This is a genomic window from Streptomyces sp. NPDC031554 (genome assembly GCF_055580685.1).
The window spans coordinates 333,497-349,294 of sequence record NZ_JBVIKX010000009.1; the positions used below are offsets into that span (position 1 = coordinate 333,497).

General features: G+C 75.1%; 15 protein-coding genes, 1 pseudogene and 1 riboswitch. Of the genes and pseudogenes, 7 read left to right on the forward strand and 9 right to left on the reverse strand.

Annotated elements, in window-relative coordinates; translation table 11 throughout:
- Positions 1 to 187 precede the first annotated feature (187 nt).
- From ACZ5FU_RS24285 to ACZ5FU_RS24295, 3 genes are all read right to left on the reverse strand, one after another.
- Entirely contained in the window at positions 188 to 589 is a 402-nt protein-coding gene (locus ACZ5FU_RS24285) for a DUF3040 domain-containing protein (protein ID WP_451526368.1), read from the reverse strand.
- Between the two features lie 266 nt (positions 590 to 855).
- The gene (locus ACZ5FU_RS24290; RefSeq protein ID WP_451526369.1) at positions 856 to 1,695 is read right to left on the reverse strand and encodes a methyltransferase; all 840 of its coding nucleotides are present in this window, start codon (positions 1,693 to 1,695) and stop codon (positions 856 to 858) included.
- Between the two features lie 239 nt (positions 1,696 to 1,934).
- Positions 1,935 to 2,498, reverse strand: coding sequence for an SAV_6107 family HEPN domain-containing protein (locus ACZ5FU_RS24295; RefSeq protein WP_451526370.1), 564 nt, complete (start codon positions 2,496 to 2,498; stop codon positions 1,935 to 1,937).
- 175 nt (positions 2,499 to 2,673) lie between these two features.
- On the opposite strand from ACZ5FU_RS24295, the pseudogene ACZ5FU_RS24300 reads away from it, so the two are divergent.
- The 3 genes and pseudogenes from ACZ5FU_RS24300 to ACZ5FU_RS24310 form a co-directional block, all read left to right on the forward strand.
- Positions 2,674 to 3,308 (forward strand): annotated as a pseudogene (locus tag ACZ5FU_RS24300) (ATP-binding cassette domain-containing protein); the annotation flags it as partial.
- 162 nt (positions 3,309 to 3,470) lie between these two features.
- On the forward strand, positions 3,471 to 4,094 hold the full coding sequence (locus ACZ5FU_RS24305; RefSeq protein WP_451526562.1) for a TetR/AcrR family transcriptional regulator: 624 nt from the start codon (positions 3,471 to 3,473) through the stop codon (positions 4,092 to 4,094).
- Between the two features lie 478 nt (positions 4,095 to 4,572).
- Positions 4,573 to 6,081: a phytoene desaturase family protein gene (locus tag ACZ5FU_RS24310; protein ID WP_451526371.1), complete on the forward strand. Its 1,509-nt coding sequence runs from the start codon at positions 4,573 to 4,575 to the stop codon at positions 6,079 to 6,081.
- 33 nt (positions 6,082 to 6,114) lie between these two features.
- On the opposite strand, the gene ACZ5FU_RS24315 is transcribed toward ACZ5FU_RS24310, so the two are convergent.
- The 6 genes from ACZ5FU_RS24315 to ACZ5FU_RS24340 form a co-directional block, all read right to left on the reverse strand.
- Positions 6,115 to 7,086, reverse strand: a complete 972-nt coding sequence (locus ACZ5FU_RS24315) for an SCO2102 family sporulation regulator (protein WP_451526372.1) — start codon at positions 7,084 to 7,086, stop codon at positions 6,115 to 6,117.
- Positions 7,087 to 7,142: 56 nt separating this feature from the next.
- Positions 7,143 to 8,066, reverse strand: coding sequence for a methylenetetrahydrofolate reductase [NAD(P)H] (gene metF / locus ACZ5FU_RS24320; protein WP_451526373.1), 924 nt, complete (start codon positions 8,064 to 8,066; stop codon positions 7,143 to 7,145).
- Positions 8,067 to 8,253: 187 nt separating this feature from the next.
- The gene (gene thiE, locus ACZ5FU_RS24325; protein ID WP_451526374.1) at positions 8,254 to 8,901 is read right to left on the reverse strand and encodes a thiamine phosphate synthase; all 648 of its coding nucleotides are present in this window, start codon (positions 8,899 to 8,901) and stop codon (positions 8,254 to 8,256) included.
- A 266-nt stretch (positions 8,902 to 9,167) separates the two neighbouring features.
- Positions 9,168 to 9,533 carry an Rv2175c family DNA-binding protein gene (locus tag ACZ5FU_RS24330; protein ID WP_392246280.1) on the reverse strand — a complete coding sequence of 122 codons (366 nt, stop codon included), beginning with the start codon at positions 9,531 to 9,533 and terminating at the stop codon, positions 9,168 to 9,170.
- Positions 9,534 to 9,670: 137 nt separating this feature from the next.
- Positions 9,671 to 10,912, reverse strand: coding sequence for an NAD(P)/FAD-dependent oxidoreductase (locus ACZ5FU_RS24335; RefSeq protein WP_451776590.1), 1,242 nt, complete (start codon positions 10,910 to 10,912; stop codon positions 9,671 to 9,673).
- 32 nt (positions 10,913 to 10,944) lie between these two features.
- Positions 10,945 to 11,295, reverse strand: a complete 351-nt coding sequence (locus tag ACZ5FU_RS24340) for an avidin-fold protein (protein ID WP_451526376.1) — start codon at positions 11,293 to 11,295, stop codon at positions 10,945 to 10,947.
- 51 nt (positions 11,296 to 11,346) lie between these two features.
- Positions 11,347 to 11,458: riboswitch (TPP riboswitch) on the forward strand.
- Here ACZ5FU_RS24340 and thiO point away from each other — a divergent pair.
- The 4 genes from thiO (at position 11,456) to pknB (ending at position 15,674) form a co-directional block, all read left to right on the forward strand.
- Positions 11,456 to 12,619 (forward strand): glycine oxidase ThiO, encoded by a 1,164-nt coding sequence (gene thiO / locus ACZ5FU_RS24345; RefSeq protein WP_451526377.1) that lies wholly within the window; start codon positions 11,456 to 11,458, stop codon positions 12,617 to 12,619. It overlaps the preceding riboswitch by 3 nt.
- Positions 12,616 to 12,816 carry a sulfur carrier protein ThiS gene (gene thiS / locus ACZ5FU_RS24350; protein ID WP_356558969.1) on the forward strand — a complete coding sequence of 67 codons (201 nt, stop codon included), beginning with the start codon at positions 12,616 to 12,618 and terminating at the stop codon, positions 12,814 to 12,816. Before thiO ends, thiS begins: the two co-directional genes overlap by 4 nt.
- 3 nt (positions 12,817 to 12,819) lie before the next feature.
- Positions 12,820 to 13,614: a thiazole synthase gene (locus ACZ5FU_RS24355; protein ID WP_469046614.1), complete on the forward strand. Its 795-nt coding sequence runs from the start codon at positions 12,820 to 12,822 to the stop codon at positions 13,612 to 13,614.
- Between the two features lie 122 nt (positions 13,615 to 13,736).
- Positions 13,737 to 15,674 carry a Stk1 family PASTA domain-containing Ser/Thr kinase gene (gene pknB / locus ACZ5FU_RS24360; RefSeq protein ID WP_451776585.1) on the forward strand — a complete coding sequence of 646 codons (1,938 nt, stop codon included), beginning with the start codon at positions 13,737 to 13,739 and terminating at the stop codon, positions 15,672 to 15,674.
- Positions 15,675 to 15,798 lie beyond the last annotated feature (124 nt).

Here is a 15,798-nt window from a genome sequence, read left to right on the forward strand (position 1 = left end):
GGGGCGCGCTCCCTCGGGCGGCCCGGGGGGGGGGGCCGGCCGCGGGCGGGGTGACGGGGGGGGGGCGGGGGGGGGCGGGGGTGGGGGGGGGGGGGCCCCCCCCGGGCGGGGCGCCCACCCCCCTCATCACGTCTCTGTTCGCCCGCGGCGTCCCACCGGCCGGGCACGGGCCCGTCCGGGGACGGACTCAGTGGCCCTGGCCGCCGCCCTGCTCGTCGCGGCGGCGCTGCCAGCGCTCCTCGATCCGGTTCATCACCGAGCGCTTCGGCCGTCCCTGCCCGCGTGCCTGGGGGGCGCCGGCGGCCTGTTCGCCCGGCTTGGGGGCCTTGCGCCAGCCGGTGACCGCGAGGACGGCACATCCCAGCATGACGAGGAAGCCCACCACGCTGAGCCAGACCTGCTGGGCGACCATACCGGCCATGAGGAGCGCGATACCCACGAGGAAGCCCGCGACCGCCTGATAGACCCGGCGCCGGGTGTACGTACGCAGCCCGCTTCCCTCAAGCGCCGACGCGAATTTGGGATCTTCGGCGTACAGCGCTCGCTCCATCTGCTCGAGCATGCGCTGCTCGTGCTCCGAGAGCGGCACGGAGTCCTCCTCATCGTGCAGTCGCCGGGGCGACCCGGGGGGTCCCTTCAGGATAGGCAGGGAATCGCCCCCGTGAAACCCGCCCCTCTACGCCAATTGGCCAACCGGAGCCCGCCATGAGCGTTTCGGGTCCGCTGGGGGTTCCATTCCCCGGCGGCCGACCCGTCATGCCGGGCGGTCTCCCTCGATCATACGGCGCCCTTCGGCCGAACGGGGGGCCTGTGGCGTACTCCATGCGCGGCCGCGTACCTGATCAGCGCCGCGTCTCAGGAGGGGACGGCGGCCTCGTCGGTGCCCCGCGGCTCACCGAGGACGTGGAGCTGGGTCGCCACGGAGTGGAAGGCGGGCAGTTCGGCCGCCGCCTCCTCCAGCTTCAGCAGTGCCTCCAGGGCGCCGGGCTCGGTGTCCACGAGCACGCCGGGGACGAGGTCGGCGAAGACCCGCACCCCGTGCACGGCGCCCACCCGCAGGCCGGCGCCCTCGACCAGTCCGGTGAGCTGGTCGGCGGTGAAGCGGTGCGGTACCGGGTCGCCCTCGCCCCAGCGGCCGTCCGGGTCGCCCAGTGCCTGGTGGGCCTCCGTGAAGTGACCGGCGAGGGCGCGGGCCAGAACGGCTCCGCCGAGGCCGGCGGCGAGCAGACTGAGGACGCCGCCGGGGCGCAGCGCGGCCACCACGTTGCGGACGCCTTCGACGGGGTCGTCGACGTACTCCAGGACGCCGTGGCACAGGACCGCGTCGTAGCCGCCGCGCCGGACCACGTCGAAGAGGCCGTGGGTGTCGCCCTGGACGCCCCGCACACGGTCGGCGACCCCGGCCTCGGCGGCGCGGCGCTCCAGCGCGAACAGCGCGTTGGGGCTGGGGTCGACGACGGTGACCCGGTGCCCGAGTCGGGCGACCGGCACCGCGAAGTTGCCGCTGCCGCCCCCGGTGTCGAGCACGTCCAGCGACTCGCGCCCCGTGGCCTTGACCTGGCGGTCGAGGGCGTCCTGGAGGACCTCCCAGACCACCGCGGTACGGAGCGAGGCGCGGGGGCGGGAGGGGCCGGAGCGCAGCGACGCCGTGTGGGAGTGGCGGTGGGAGACGGACGGGCGCATGGGGTCCGGCACGGCAGTTGACTCCTCGGCGCGGCACCGCCTCTGGCGCGGCGGAGCGAACGGGGCGCCTTCCCGGCCACGGCGGCGGCGGAGGGAAGGCTTCAGGCGCTGTCCACCCTATTGCCTCCGCCGCCTCGCCCGGTCACCGCGGTGCGTCCGGGCCAGGGGGTGCGCCGGCCGCGCCGGGACGCCCGTGCGCGCGTCCCGGACGGGCGTCCCGCCGGCCCGGCCGCCCCCGTCGGCGGCGGGGCTCAGCCCGCGTCCGGCATGTCCGCCCCCGCGTCCGGACCGTCCGCCTCGGCGCCTTCGCCGCGGGAGCGGGGCAGCACCGGCTGGAGGGCCAGCATGCGTTCGACGAGGCGGAGGAACATGGCCACGTCGCGTATCAGGTCGTCGGCGTCGCGACGACTGGCCGCGCCCCTGATGCCCGCCTCGGCACGGGCGCGGCGTCCGGCCCCGGAGGCGAACAGCGCGCTCCACTCGGTCAGTTCGGGCGCTATCTCGGGGAGCACTTCCCACGCGCTCCTGATCCGGGCCCGGCGCCTGGGGGTGGCCTCCGGGCGCCCCCGTGCGGCGAGGACGGCGGCGGCGGTGCGCAGCGCGGCGAGGTGGGCCGTGGCGTACCGCTCGTTGGGGGCGTCGAGGGCGGTGGCCTCGCCCAGCCCGGCGTGGGCCTGGGCGAGCAGGTCGAGGGCGGCAGGCGGGGCCGTGGTCCGGCGCAGCACGGGGTGCACGTCGCTCGCCGGGCCGGTCGGTGAGGGGGCAGGGCCGGTGGCGCGTCGCCGACGTGCGGCTGCTGCGGGGGAGCTGGCCATGACGAACCTCCTGTCGTCTGGGTGACGGCACGGTCCTGTCGGGTGGTGCCGTATGCACCCATCGTGCGTTGTACCACTGACAATCCGTTGTGACCTGGACTTTTGCCTCGATCGACAGTTCGGGTCAGTTTTTGCACTGACCAGTCAGTTCAAATTCTGCCACGGTGGGGGAACCGTGCACGGAGTCGCCGTCACCGCCGAGGGCTTCGGGCTGCGGGGTCCGCGCGGCCGGGTCTTCCGGGACGTCGGTCTCGACGTGGGGTCCGGCTCGCCGGTCGCGGCCGAGGGGCCCTCCGGCTCCGGCCGGACCAGCCTGCTGCCGGCGCTCACCGGCCGGATGAGGACCACCGAGGGGACGGCGGTCGTCGGCACCGCGCGGCTGCCGAAGCAGCCGGCCGCGGTGCGCCGCGTCAGCGCCCCGGCCGACGTCGCCGACGGTCACCGACCCCGACCCGGCGCTGACCGTCGGCGAGCACCTGCACGAACGGGCGCTGTTGCAGCGGCGGTTCGGCGGTTCCGTAAGCGCGCTGCTGCGGCCGCGCACCGCGCGCGCGGCCGAGGAGGAGCGGGAGGTGGGCGCCGCGCCGGCCGCCGCCGGGCTCGACCGGGAGGCGCTGCCCGAGGGCGCGCGGACCGCCGCGCGCCCTGGAACGGCTGGAGGCGCTGCGGCTGTCGGTCGCGCCGGCCCTGCTCGGACGGCCGCGGCTGCTCGCGGTCGACGACGTCGGCCTCAAGCCGTCCGACGCCGAACGCGCCGCGGCCGGAGCCCTGCCGGCCTCCGTCGCGAAGGCCGGGACCACCGTCGTGGCACGCGTGCGTGGTGCTGATCGCCTTCACGGCGGGCGCCCTGGCGCCGACCGCGCTGTCCGCGCGCCGCCAGGTGGGGACGCGGGAACGGCTGTACCCGGAACCGACCCTGTGACCGGGCGGCCGGGGCCTTCGCGGGGCCGGGTTCCTGTGACAATCGGGGGCATGGACAGCACCACCAGGCCGGCCGGCCGCACCCGCCGCGAGGCCACCCGGCAGAAGCTCTACGAGGCAGCCGTCACGCTCATCGCCGAGCAGGGCTTCTCCGCGACCACCGTGGACGAGATCGCCGAGCGGGCGGGCGTCGCGAAGGGCACGGTCTACTACAACTTCACCAGCAAGTCGGTCCTCTTCGAGGAGCTGCTGCGGCACGGCGTGGGGCTGCTCACCGCGTCCCTGCGGGAAGCCGCCGAGGGCACGGCGCGCCGGGGCGGCAGCCGGGTCGACGCGCTGGACGCGATGATCCGCGCGGGGCTGGTCTTCATCGACCGCTATCCGGCGTTCACCCAGCTCTACGTGGCCGAGCTCTGGCGCACCAACCGGGCCTGGCAGTCCACGCTGATGGTGGTGCGGCAGCAGGCGGTGGCCGTCGTCGAGGACGTGCTGCGCGGGGGCATCGAACACGGCGAGTTCAGCGACGAGATCGACGTGCCGCTGACCGCGGCCGCGCTGGTCGGCATGGTCCTGGTGGCCGCCCTGGACTGGCAGGCCTTCCAGCCGGAGCGGTCCCTGGACGACGTCCACGCGGCGCTGTCCCGGCTGCTCCAGGGCCGGGTCAGCGGGCGTTGAGCGCTCCCGCGGGAGGTGCCGCGGCCACCCCCCGGGGCGCATGAGGAAGCGCCGGTCCGCCGTGGCCACGTCCCCCGTGTGCCACCGCGAACCGGCGCTCCCCGGCACTTCCCCCGTCCGGTGGTTCCCCGGACTCCCCCGTGCCTCGCTCCCGCCGACCGGGCCGGCGGAAGGAGCGGTCCAGGACCGGCACCGTTCCGCCGCCCCGTGTCGGCGGTGCGGCGCCGGGCCCCTTTCCGTGGGCTCCACTCTCCCGTTCCCCCAGGTCGCGCCCCATCCGCGCACGTACTCATCTCGGTGACTAGGTACGGCTACTCAGACCTGGGGGCGGGCCCCCGGGCGCCGCGCGGCCGCCGTGGGGACGACCGCCCCCGTGTCCGTACTCCCCCGGTGCCCACGGGCTTCCCCGGTGCCCACGGGCGGGCGGCCCGCAGGCCTGGCGCCGTCACCGTCGGGGGCGGCCGATAAAGTCGCGGGCATGGCACGGATTGCGGTGATCGGCGCCGGGATGGGCGCACTGGCGGCTGCCGCCCGGCTGGCCGTCGCGGGCCACCGGGTGACGGTGTACGAGCGTACGGAGACGTACGGCGGTGCGGTGCGCCGCTTCGAGCGGGACGGGTTCTCCTTCGACACCGGTCCCGGTCTGCTGACCCTGCCCGCGGTCTGGCGCGATCTGTTCGTCAAGACCGGCAGGGAGCCACTGGAGGACTGTGCCGAGCTGGTCCAGGTCGACCCGTCGGCGCGGCACGTGTTCGCCGACGGCACGCAGGCCGTGCTGCCGAACGCCTCACGCGCGGGTGTCGTCTCCGCCCTGGACGAGGCGCTGGGCGCGGGGACCGGCGGGCGCTGGGGAGACTTCCTGGTCCGGGCCCGCGAGGCCTGGGACCGCACGCGCCGCCCGCTCCTGGAGGAGCCGCTGTGGCCTAACTGGGCGGTGCTCGCGGACCGCGAGCCCTATCCGGCGGTGCCGCACAGGCGCCTGCTGCGCACCCGCCGGGCCGGCACGCTCGCCGAGGTCGGCGCCTGGGAACTGCGCGACCCCCGGCTCGCCGCCCTCCTGGAGAGCCACGCGCTCGCGTACGGCCTCGATCCGCGGGTCACCCCGGCGAGCGCGGCCGTGCTGCCGTACATGGAGCACGCCTTCGGCACGTGGGCCGTGCGCGGGGGCGTGCGCGAGCTGGCCCGCGCGGTGTACGAGAGATGCCTGGCCCGCCGGGTCGTGTTCGAGTTCGGTGCCGAGGTCACCTCGATCGTGGAGAAGGACGGCCGGGCGGCGGGCGTGGAGCTGGCCGGGGGTACCTCCCGGGCTTCCGGCTCCGGGGGAGGCTCCGTGGTGGAGGCCGACTTCGTGGTCGCGCCGGGGACGGGCCGCGTCGCCGGGCTGCCGCCGCGCGGCCCGGGCGAGGTCGTGCCGCAGCGGGGCCTGCCGAGCCGGCTCACCGTGCTGCTCGCCCTGCGCGGCGGGCGCCCGGAGGGGACCGCGCACCGGACGGTGGTGCACACGCGGGACCGCGAGGGCGAGTTGGAGGCCCTGTTCGGTACGGCACCCGCACCGGCCGCGGGCCCGACGGTCACGGTGCTGCGGCCCGGTGACCCGGCTCTCGTGCCGGACTCCGCGCATGAGGCGGTCACCCTCAGTGCCGTCGTGCCGGCCGGGGCCGAGCCGGGGGCCGGCCTGGTGGAGGCGGTGCTCTCGGCCGCCGAGCGTGCCCTTCCGGACCTGCGGGACCGTCTGCTGTGGCGCGAGGTGCGCACCCCGGCGGACATCGCGGAGGAGACCGGCGCGGAGGGCGGTTCCGTCCCGGCTCCGGCGCTGGCGGCAGCGGGGGGCCGGCTGCTGCACCCGGCCAATTCGACCGCTCTCGCGGGCCTGTTCACCGCGGGCGGCTGGGCACACCCGGGGGGCGGGCTCCCGCACGCGGGCATGTCGGGCGCGCTGGTGTCCGGACTCGTCGTGGAGGGGCCGGAGTTCCGCGGCTCGCGGTGAATCCCGGCCGCCGGCCCCGGTGGTGAACGCCCGTCAGAAGCGGTACTGCTCGTCGTACCCGCTGTTGCCCTGCTGCCGCCCGTCGCCCTGGTAGGGGTAGGGCTGCTCGGGCGGGAGTTCGCCGGCGAGCGGGTCGTCGGTGCTGCGCTGCTGCGGGACCCAGACGCCGCCGGCCGGGGTCGCGTCGTAGCCGCCGGTGCCGTACTGGTCCTGGCCGTAGCCCTGCTGCGGGTACTGCTGCTGGTCGTACCCGGCGTCGTAGGAGCCGCCGCCGTAGCTCTGGGTGCCGATGTAGGGGTCGGAGTAGGCCGCGTACTGCTGCTCGCCGGAGGCGTCGTAGCCGTACTGCTGCTGGCCGTACCCGGAGTAGCCGTCGTAGCCGTATCCCTGGTCGGCCCCCTGGGCGGCGGTCGCGTACTGGTCCTGGGGCTGGGTGGCGGACGCGTGGGCGGTGTCGCTGTACACGCCGTAGGAGCCGGTGTCGTCGGGCAGGGGCTGCGGCTCGTAGACGGAGGTGCTCTCTGCCGCCGTGGCGTCGGTGCCGCGCGCGGCGGGCGTGAACACGTCGTCGCGGTCGTCGTCGCCGTAGGCGCTCCCGTCCCCGCCGTACGCGGCGTCGCCGCCGAACGGCGTCACGGCGTCCCCGCCGTACGGGGCGCTGCCGCCCTCGGCCTCCTCCAGGTCGGAGACCTCCAGGGTGGGGTCCTGGCGCTCGTCCTTGCCGCGTCGGCGCCCGGTGTCCTCGGTGCCGGGGCGGCTGACGGCCCAGCCCTCGGCGAAGCCCCGGCGGAACGACAGGGTGACGTACGTCTGGCCGACCGCGAAGGCGGCCGCCCCCACGCCGATGACGACGACGGACGGGATCAGGACACCGACCACCACACCGAGGAAGCCGCCGAAGGCGAGCAGCCGCCAGCGCAGCCGCGCCTTGTACTGCAGCAGCACCTCACCGAGCAGCCACAGCGCGACGATGCCGAACGCGATGTAGAGGACCGTCCAGCCCATGTACGCCCCTCTCCCCTCGGCCGCCACGCGGTGTGTCGTCAGGCGGTGCGACCGGTCTAGGCCTGCGGTGGGTGATGCAGACCCAGGTTCTCGTAGATTTCCAGCGTCGCCGTGGAGTTGTTGAGCGTGATGAAGTGCAGTCCGGGCACTCCCTCGGCGAGCAGCCGAGCGCAGAACTCCGTGGCGAAGTCGATGCCAATGGAGCGTACAGCGGCCGGATCGTCTTTGGCTGTGAGGATCCGCTCTTTCAGCGCCTCCGGGAAGTGGGCGTTGCTGAGCTTGGGCAGCCTCTCCAGCATCTTCACACTTGTCACCGGCAGGATCTCGGGGATCACCGGGGTCGCGCAGCCGGCCGCCGACACCCGGTCGCGCAGCCGCAGGTAGGACTCGGGCTCGAAGAACATCTGCGTGATGGCGTAGTCGGCGCCGGCCCGGCACTTGTCGACGAAGCGCGCGACGTCGGTGTCCCAGTCGCCGGAACGGGGGTGCATCTCGGGGAAGGCGGCGACGCCGACGCAGAAGTCGCCCGACTCCTTGATCAGCTGGACGAGTTCGGCGGCGTAGGTGAGGCCCTGCGGGTGCGGCACCCACTCGCCCATGGGGTCGCCGGGCGGGTCGCCGCGCACGGCGAGCATGTTGCGGATCCCGGCGTCGGCGTACTGGCCGATGATGTTGCGCAGCTCGGCGACGGAGTGGTCCACGGCCGTGAGGTGCGCGACCGGGGTGAGGGTGGTGTCGACGACGATCTGCTGCGTCTCCTTGACCGTGGTCGCCCGCGTGGTGCCGCCGGCGCCGTAGGTGACGGAGACGAAGTCGGGGGCCACGGCCTCGACCCGCCGGAGCGCGTTCCACAGGCTCCGCTCGCCCTGGGCGGTCTTCGGCGCGTAGAACTCGAACGAGTACGTCGTCTTGCCGGTGGCCAGGATGTCGCGCACGGTGCGGGCGCGGTCGGTCCTGGTGGATGCGGTTCCGAGGGCCATACCCGCAGGTTAGCCAGGGGAGGGACCTCCCCCAACCGAAACTCGGAAATTTGCCCGAATTGTCGACTTGTTGTCCATCCCTTGGACAGCCGGGGGCGAGCCGGGGGGAAGGGGACGGACCGCGAGGGGGCGGGCGGGGACGGGTGCGGGGCCGGGCGGGTGACCGGGACGGGGCCGGACGCCCGGCTCAGGCCGCGCGCAGCCTCTCGGCGAACTCCGCCGCCGCGGTCCCGGGATCGTCGGCCTCCGTGATCGCCCGGACGACCACGACGCGGCGGGCGCCCGCCTCCAGCACCTCGTCGAGGTTGCCGAGGTCGATGCCGCCGATCGCGAACCAGGGGCGCCCGGTGCCCAGCGCCGCCGTGTGACGGACCAGGCCGAGGCCGGGGGCCGGGCGGCCGGGCTTGGTGGGGGTGGGCCAGCACGGGCCCGTGCAGAAGTAGTCGACGCCTTCCTGGACGGCCGCGGCGGCCGCCTCCGTCTCGCTGTGCGTGGAGCGGCCGATCAGGACGCCGTCGCCGAGGAGGGCGCGGGCCGCGGGGACCGGCAGGTCGCCCTGGCCGAGGTGGAGGACCTGCGAGCCGGCGGCATGGGCGACGTCCGCCCGGTCGTTGACCGCGAGCAGCCTGCCGTGGCGGGCGCAGGCATCGGCGAACACCTCGAGGTGTTCCAGTTCCTCCGCCGCCTCCATGCCCTTGTCGCGCAGCTGCACGACGTCGACGCCGCCCGCGAGGACCGCGTCCAGGAACTCCGGCAGGTCGCCCTGGCGCCGGCGGGCGTCCGTGCAGAGGTAGAGGCGGGCGTCGGCGAGCTGGGAGCGGGCCGTGTCGGACATGCGTGGGTCCCCCGGGGTGTGGCGGCGCCCCGGGGCCTTCCCGGGGCGTCGGTGTGCGGACGCGGCGGACCGCGGCCGCACACCTGGTGGTTCCGGGACTCCGCGCGGCGGTCCCCGGGACGGATCGGCCGATCGGCGGATCCGTGGAGCGGAGCATCGACGTCTCCGTGAACCGGCCCGCCGGTGGATCGGCCCGTCCCTGGATCAGCGCATCCGTGGATCAGCGCGTCCCTGGAGGGCGGCGGAGCCGGGTCGCGGGCCTGGGCTCAGACGGCGAGCGCCTGGGCGCGGCGCTTCACCTCCGTGCCGCGGTTCTCGCTCAGTGCCTGCGCCGGGGTCCCGGGCAGGGACGGGTCGGGAGTGAACAGCCACTCCAGCATCTCTTCGTCCGTGAAGCCGTCGTCCCGCAGCAGGGTCAGGGTCCCGGACAGACCCTTGGTCACCTTGTCCTCGTCGATGAAGGCGGCGGGGACGTGCAGCGCCCTGTTCTCACCACGGCGTACGGCGATGAGCTGGCCTTCCTTGACCAGCTGCCGCACACGCGTCACGTCGACATCGAGCATCTCCGCGATGTCGGGCAGGGTGAGCCAGGCGGGGACGAGAGCATCGATCTTTGCGTCAATCTCGGTCACCCCCCAAGACTGCCATCCCGGACCGACAGTCGGTACCCGAGGCTCCCCCGGGAGGGACGGGACCGCCGCCGGACGCCGCGGCACTCCTCCGGACGGAGCACCGGCCGCGCCCCGGAGGGGTCCCGGAAGGGTCCCGGTCAGAGCGCCGCCGTCTTGAGCGGCCGCTCCGGGTCCACGACCAGCTCCGGGTCGACCGGGGTGCCCGACTCGATCAGCCGGCGGCCCTGCGCGAGGTCGCGCGGACGGCCCACCGCCAGCACGGCGACCAGGCGGTCGCCGTGCAGCCAGCAGACCGTCCAGGCCGGGCCGGCGGGGTCACCGCGCCACAGGGTGGTGTCGGCGCCGCCGTGGTGCCCGGCGTACTGGACGAAGCGGCCGAACTGCTCCGACCAGAAGTACGGGACCGGGTCGTAGACCGCGCCGGCCTCGCCGCCGGCCGTACCGAGGATGTTCGCGGCGACCGTGCGCGGACCCTGGAGGGCGTTGTCCCAGTGGTGGACCAGGAGGCGCTCGCCGTACCGCCCGGAGGGGAAGGAGGCGCAGTCGCCGACCGCGTACACGTCGGGCAGGGAGGTGCGCAGGCCCGCGTCGGCCACGACCTCGCCGCGCGGGCCCAGTTCGATGCCCGAGCCGGTCAGCCAGGCCGTGGCGGGGCGGGCGCCGATGCCGACCACGACGGCGTCGGCGGGCAGCCGGGACCCGTCGTCGAGGAGGACCGCGCCGGGCTCCACCTCGCGCACGCGCGTGCGGGTGCGCAGGTCGGTGCCGCTGTCGGCGTACCAGGCGGTCATCGCGGCGGCGACGTCGGCGGGCAGGGCGCCGGCCAGCGGCCGGTCGGCGGCCTCGACGACGGTGACCGCGCAGCCGGCCTCGCGCGCGGCGGTGGCGAACTCGGCGCCGATCCAGCCGGCGCCGACGACGACGACGTCGTGACGGCCGGCGAGCACCGGCCGCAGCCGTTCGGCGTCGTCCAGGGTGCGCAGCAGGTGGACGCCGGGGACGCCCTCGGCGCCGGGCAGCCGGATCGGTTCGGCGCCGGTGGCGAGCACGAGGACGTCGTACGGGACGGGCCCGGACCCGGTGTCGAGTTCGTGGTCGGCGGGGCGGACGCCGAGGGCCTCGCTGCCGAGCCGGAGTTCGACGTCGAGCGCCTCGAAGTCGACGTCGAAGGCGGAGTGCTCGGCCTTGCCGAGCAGGACGGCCTTGGACAGCGGGGGCCGGTCGTAGGGCTGGTGGGGTTCGGCGCCGACGACGGTCACCGCGCCGTCGAAGCCCTGTTCGCGCAGGGCGACCGCGGTCTGCACCCCGGCCATCCCCGCGCCGACGACGACCACCCGTCGCGTCGCCCGCCCGTCCTCTTCCCGCGTCTGCTCGCTCACCCGATCACCTTAGACAGCTGACGCGCTGTCAGTCAGCCGTCCCGCTCCGTGATCTGTTCCACCACGCTGGTCCCGCTGCCGGCCCGCGACTCCCACTCCCAGGTCTCGTCGAGGCGCAGCCGTCCGTCGGGCAGTTCGACGACCGCGGACACGCAGTGCCCGGACGACGTCGTCCCGTCGTGCCCCAGCTGGACGTACCGGAAGTCCAGCCGGTCCCCCCGCCGGGTGCCCACCAGGTGCCCGCGGACGACGTCGCCGCCCGCGTAGTCGGCCCAGACCACGCCGTCGCGTTCCCGGTACGCGAAGCGGGTGCGGGTGCCGACCTGGCCGGGGGCCTGGTCGGCCACCGGGGCCAGGACCAGGCCGTCGAGCGAACGTGCCACGGGGGAGGCTCCCTTACGGGGTCGGAGGGCGGGGGGCTAGGGTGGCCAACCTAGAGCACTCGCGGGAGCCCGGACGCACCGGGCTGAGAGGGAGGCTGGCGGCCTCCGACCGTACGAACCTGATCCGGGTCATGCCGGCGAAGGGAGGGGCTGGACACCCATGTCCTCGGACAAGCCGGACGTCCTCGTCGTCGGGGGCGGCGTCATCGGACTGGTCACCGCGTGGCGGGCCGCGCAGCGCGGGTTCGTCACCGCGGTGCTGGATCCCGAGCCGGGCGGCGGGGCCGCGCAGGTGGCGGCCGGGATGCTCGCCGCCGTCACCGAACTGCACCACGGCGAGCAGACGCTGCTCGGCCTGAATCTGGAATCGGCGCGCCGCTACCCGGACTTCGCGGCCGAGCTGACCGAACTGACCGGCCACGACCTGGGCTACCGCCGCTCCGGCACCCTCGCGGTGGCGCTGGACGCCGACGACCGTGCCCACCTTCGGGAACTGCACGCCCTGCAACGGCGGTCGGGGCTGACGTCGGAGTGGCTGTCCGGGCGGGAGTGCCGGCGGCTGGAGCCCCTGCTCGCGCCCGGGGTGCGGGGCGGGTTGCGGGTGGACGGGGACCACCAGATCGATCCGCGGCGGCTGGTGGCGGCGCTGGTGACCGCCTGCGAGCGGACGGGCGTGGCCTTCCACCGCGACCGGGCGGAGCGGCTGACGGTGTCGGCGGGCCGCGCCACGGGCGTGCGCACACGCGCGGGCACGGCGCTCGCGGCACGGCGGGTGGTGCTCGCGGCGGGCAGCCTCAGCGGGCGGCTCGCGGGCGTCCCCGCGGAGGTGGTGCCCCCGGTGCGGCCGGTGAAGGGGCAGGTGCTGCGGCTGACCGTGCCGCGGCGGTACGCGCCCTTCCTGACCCGGACGGTCCGGGCCGTGGTGCGCGGCAGCCAGGTCTACCTGGTGCCGCGCGAGAACGGCGAGCTGGTCGTCGGGGCGACGAGCGAGGAGCTGGGCTGGGACACGACGGTGACGGCGGGCGGCGTGTACGAGCTGCTGCGGGACGCCCACGAGCTGGTCCCCGGCATCACCGAGCTGCCGCTCACCGAGACCCGCGCGGGGCTGCGCCCCGGCTCGCCGGACAACGCGCCGCTGCTCGGGCCGACCGGGCTGGACGGACTGCTGCTGGCGACCGGGCACCACCGCAACGGCGTGCTGCTGGCACCGGTCACCGGGGACGTGATGGCGCACGCGCTGGCCACCGGCGACCTCCCCGACGAGGCCCGCCCCTTCACCCCCCGGCGCTTTCGCGCCGCCGCACTCTCGGAGCAGCCCGCATGAAGATCTCGGTGAACGGCGAGCGGCGCGAGGTCGCTCCCGGCACGGCCCTCGACAGCGTCGTGCGGTCCCTGACGCCGGCGCCCTCCGGGGTGGCCGCGGCCCTCAACGAAACCGTCGTCCCGCGCGCGCGGTGGTCCGCCACCGCCCTCTCCGACGGAGACCGCGTGGAAGTCCTCACCGCGGTCCAGGGAGGCTGAGCCATGGCCGACGATCCCTTCGCCCTCGGCGGTACGACGTACTCGTCCCGCCTGATCATGGGCACGGGCGGCGCGCCCAGCCTGGAGGTCCTGGAACGGGCGCTGGCCGCGTCCGGCACCGGCCTGACCACCGTCGCGATGCGGCGGGTGGACCCCTCGGTGCACGGGTCCGTGCTGTCGGTCCTGGAACGGCTCGGCGTCCGGGTGCTGCCGAACACGGCGGGGTGCTTCACGGCCGGGGAGGCGGTGCTGACCGCGCGGCTGGCGCGCGAGGCGCTGGGGACCGACCTGGTCAAGCTGGAGGTCGTCGCCGACGAGCGGACGCTGCTGCCCGACCCGGTCGAGCTGCTGGACGCGGCGGAGACGCTGGTCGACGACGGGTTCACCGTGCTGCCGTACACGAACGACGATCCGGTGCTGGCGCGGAAGCTGGAGGACGTCGGGTGCGCGGCGGTGATGCCGCTGGGGTCGCCGATCGGGTCGGGGCTGGGCATCCGCAACCCCCACAACTTCCAGCTGATCGTCGAGCACGCGCGCGTACCGGTGATCCTGGACGCGGGCGCCGGTACGGCCTCGGACGTGGCGCTGGCGATGGAGCTGGGGTGCGCGGGGGTGATGCTGGCGTCGGCGGTGACGCGGGCGCAGGAGCCGGTGCTGATGGCCCGGGCGATGCGGGGGGCGGTGGAGGCGGGCAGGCTGGCCCGGCTCGCGGGCCGCATTCCCCGCCGTCACTTCGCGCGGGCGTCCTCGCCGGAGGAGGGCCTCGCCGTCCTCGACCCGGAACGGCCGGCCTTTTGAGGGCTCCGGGCGGGCGATCGCGGCGCCGCGGCCGTGCCGCTCGTCACAGCTCCGCTTCAGTCCCGCTGCGATACCGGCGTGAGCGGTGAGGGGTGCCGGTGCGGGCTCGTAGACTCGCCTGCGTGGACACGACCCTTCAGGACCCTCTGGTCGGGCAGGTGCTCGACGGGCGTTATCGCGTGGACGCGCGGATCGCCGTCGGTGGGATGGCCACGGTCTACCGGGCCGTGGACACCCGCCTCGACCGCGTCCTCGCCCTCAAGGTGATGCACCCGGCCCTCGCGGCCGACGCCTCCTTCGTCGAGCGTTTCATCCGCGAGGCCAAGTCCGTGGCCCGGCTGGCGCACCCGAACGTCGTCCAGGTGTTCGATCAGGGGACCGACGGGTCGTACGTCTACCTCGCGATGGAGTACGTCGCCGGCTGCACCCTGCGGGACGTGCTGCGCGAGCGCGGCGCCCTCCAGCCGCGGGCCGCGCTGGACATCCTGGAGCCGGTGCTCGCCGCGCTCGGGGCCGCGCACCGCGCCGGGTTCGTGCACCGGGACATGAAGCCGGAGAACGTGCTGATAGGGGAGGACGGCCGGGTCAAGGTCGCCGACTTCGGCCTGGTGAGGTCCGTGGACACCGTGACCAGCACCACCGGGGCCGTCCTCGGCACCGTCGCCTACCTCGCGCCCGAGCAGCTGGAGCAGGGCACCACCGACGCGCGCGTGGACGTCTACGCCTGCGGGGTCGTGCTCTACGAGATGCTGACCGGCGACAAGCCGCACGACGGCGAGACCCCCGCCGTGGTGCTCTACAAGCACCTCCACGAGGACGTGCCGCCGCCCTCCGCCGCCGTCCCCGGCATGGCGTTCGCGCTGGACGAGCTGGTGGCCTCGGCCACCGCCCGCACCCCCGGCGTCCGTCCGGCGGACGCCGTGGCCCTGCTCGCGCAGGTCCGCGAGGCGCGGGCCGCGCTCGACGAGGCCCAGCTGGACGCGCTGCCGCCGCAGGCCCTGTCGGCGGACCGCGACATCGCCGAGGACCGCACCAGCGTGATCCCGCGCTCGCTCACGGTCCCGCGCCCCCTGCCCGTCGACGGGGACGGGGACGGGGACGCCGGCGGCGGGGACCCGATGAACCGGACGTCCCGGTTCGCGGCGGAGCCCCCGCCCCGGCGCCGCCCGGCGCGCCCCCGCCGCGAACTGGTCGCGGTCGTCGTCGCCGTCCTGCTGGTGCTCGGCGTCGGCGCGGGCGTCTGGTACATCAACTCGGGCCAGTTCACCAAGGTCCCGGCGGTCCTCACGCAGACCGAGGCGCAGGCCAGGCAGCGGCTGGAGGCGGCCGGCCTGGGCGTCGGCGAGGTGAAGCACGCCCACAGCGACACGGTGAAGCGCGGCACCGTCATCAGCACGGACCCGGAGCCGGGCGCCCGTATCCGCGAGAACGACTCGGTGGCCCTCACCGTCTCCGACGGCCCCGAGACGGTGAAGGTGCCGGACGTGAAGGGCTCGCGGCTGGACAAGGCCAGGGAGCTGCTGAAGACGGACGGGCTGGAGCCCGGCCTGGTCACCGAGGCGTTCAGCGAGGACGTCCTCAAGGGCTTCGTGATCAGCAGCAGCCCGCAGGCCGGCACCGAGCGGCGGGCGGGCTCGGCGGTCTCCCTCGTGGTCAGCAAGGGCGGTCCGGTCGAGGTCCCCGACGTCACCGGCCAGGACCTCGACGACGCGCGGGCCGAGCTGGAGGAGGCCGGCCTGGAGGTGAAGGTCGCCGCCGAGGAGGTCACCTCCGAGTTCGACAAGGGCCAGGTCGCCGCCCAGTCGCCGGGCGCGGACGAGGAGGTCGCCGACGGCGACACGGTGACGCTGACCCTGTCCAAGGGCCCGGAGATGGTCGAGGTCCCCGACGTGGTGGGCGCGAGCGTCGACGACGCCAGGGCCGAACTGGAGGAGGCCGGCTTCGAGGTGGACGAGGACCGCGGCCTGCTGGGTCTGTTCGGCGACACGGTCAAGAGCCAGTCCGTGGACGGTGGCGGGACGGCCCCCAAGGGATCGACGATCACCATCACCATCCGGTGACGGTGACGGTGCCGGCCGTCCCTCCCGCGGGGGGGTGCCTCTATGTCTTTCGTCAAGCGAGTCGGGGGCTTCTCGGCTGGTAGAAGGTTCCGTCGCGGAGCATGGCGAACAGGACGCTGATGCG

Excerpts from the sequence above, each read along its gene's own strand:
- ACZ5FU_RS24310 (WP_451526371.1), top strand. The coding sequence starts at position 4,573 with ATGGCACGGATTGCGGTGATCGGCGCCGGGATGGGCGCACTGGCGGCT.
- ACZ5FU_RS24315 (WP_451526372.1), bottom strand. The coding sequence starts at position 7,086 with ATGGGCTGGACGGTCCTCTACATCGCGTTCGGCATCGTCGCGCTGTGG.
- ACZ5FU_RS24295 (WP_451526370.1), bottom strand. The coding sequence starts at position 2,498 with ATGGCCAGCTCCCCCGCAGCAGCCGCACGTCGGCGACGCGCCACCGGC.
- ACZ5FU_RS24305 (WP_451526562.1), top strand. The coding sequence starts at position 3,471 with ATGGACAGCACCACCAGGCCGGCCGGCCGCACCCGCCGCGAGGCCACC.
- thiO (WP_451526377.1), top strand. The coding sequence starts at position 11,456 with ATGTCCTCGGACAAGCCGGACGTCCTCGTCGTCGGGGGCGGCGTCATC.
- thiE (WP_451526374.1), bottom strand. The coding sequence starts at position 8,901 with ATGTCCGACACGGCCCGCTCCCAGCTCGCCGACGCCCGCCTCTACCTC.
- metF (WP_451526373.1), bottom strand. The coding sequence starts at position 8,066 with ATGGCCCTCGGAACCGCATCCACCAGGACCGACCGCGCCCGCACCGTG.
- thiS (WP_356558969.1), top strand. The coding sequence starts at position 12,616 with ATGAAGATCTCGGTGAACGGCGAGCGGCGCGAGGTCGCTCCCGGCACG.
- ACZ5FU_RS24355 (WP_469046614.1), top strand. The coding sequence starts at position 12,820 with ATGGCCGACGATCCCTTCGCCCTCGGCGGTACGACGTACTCGTCCCGC.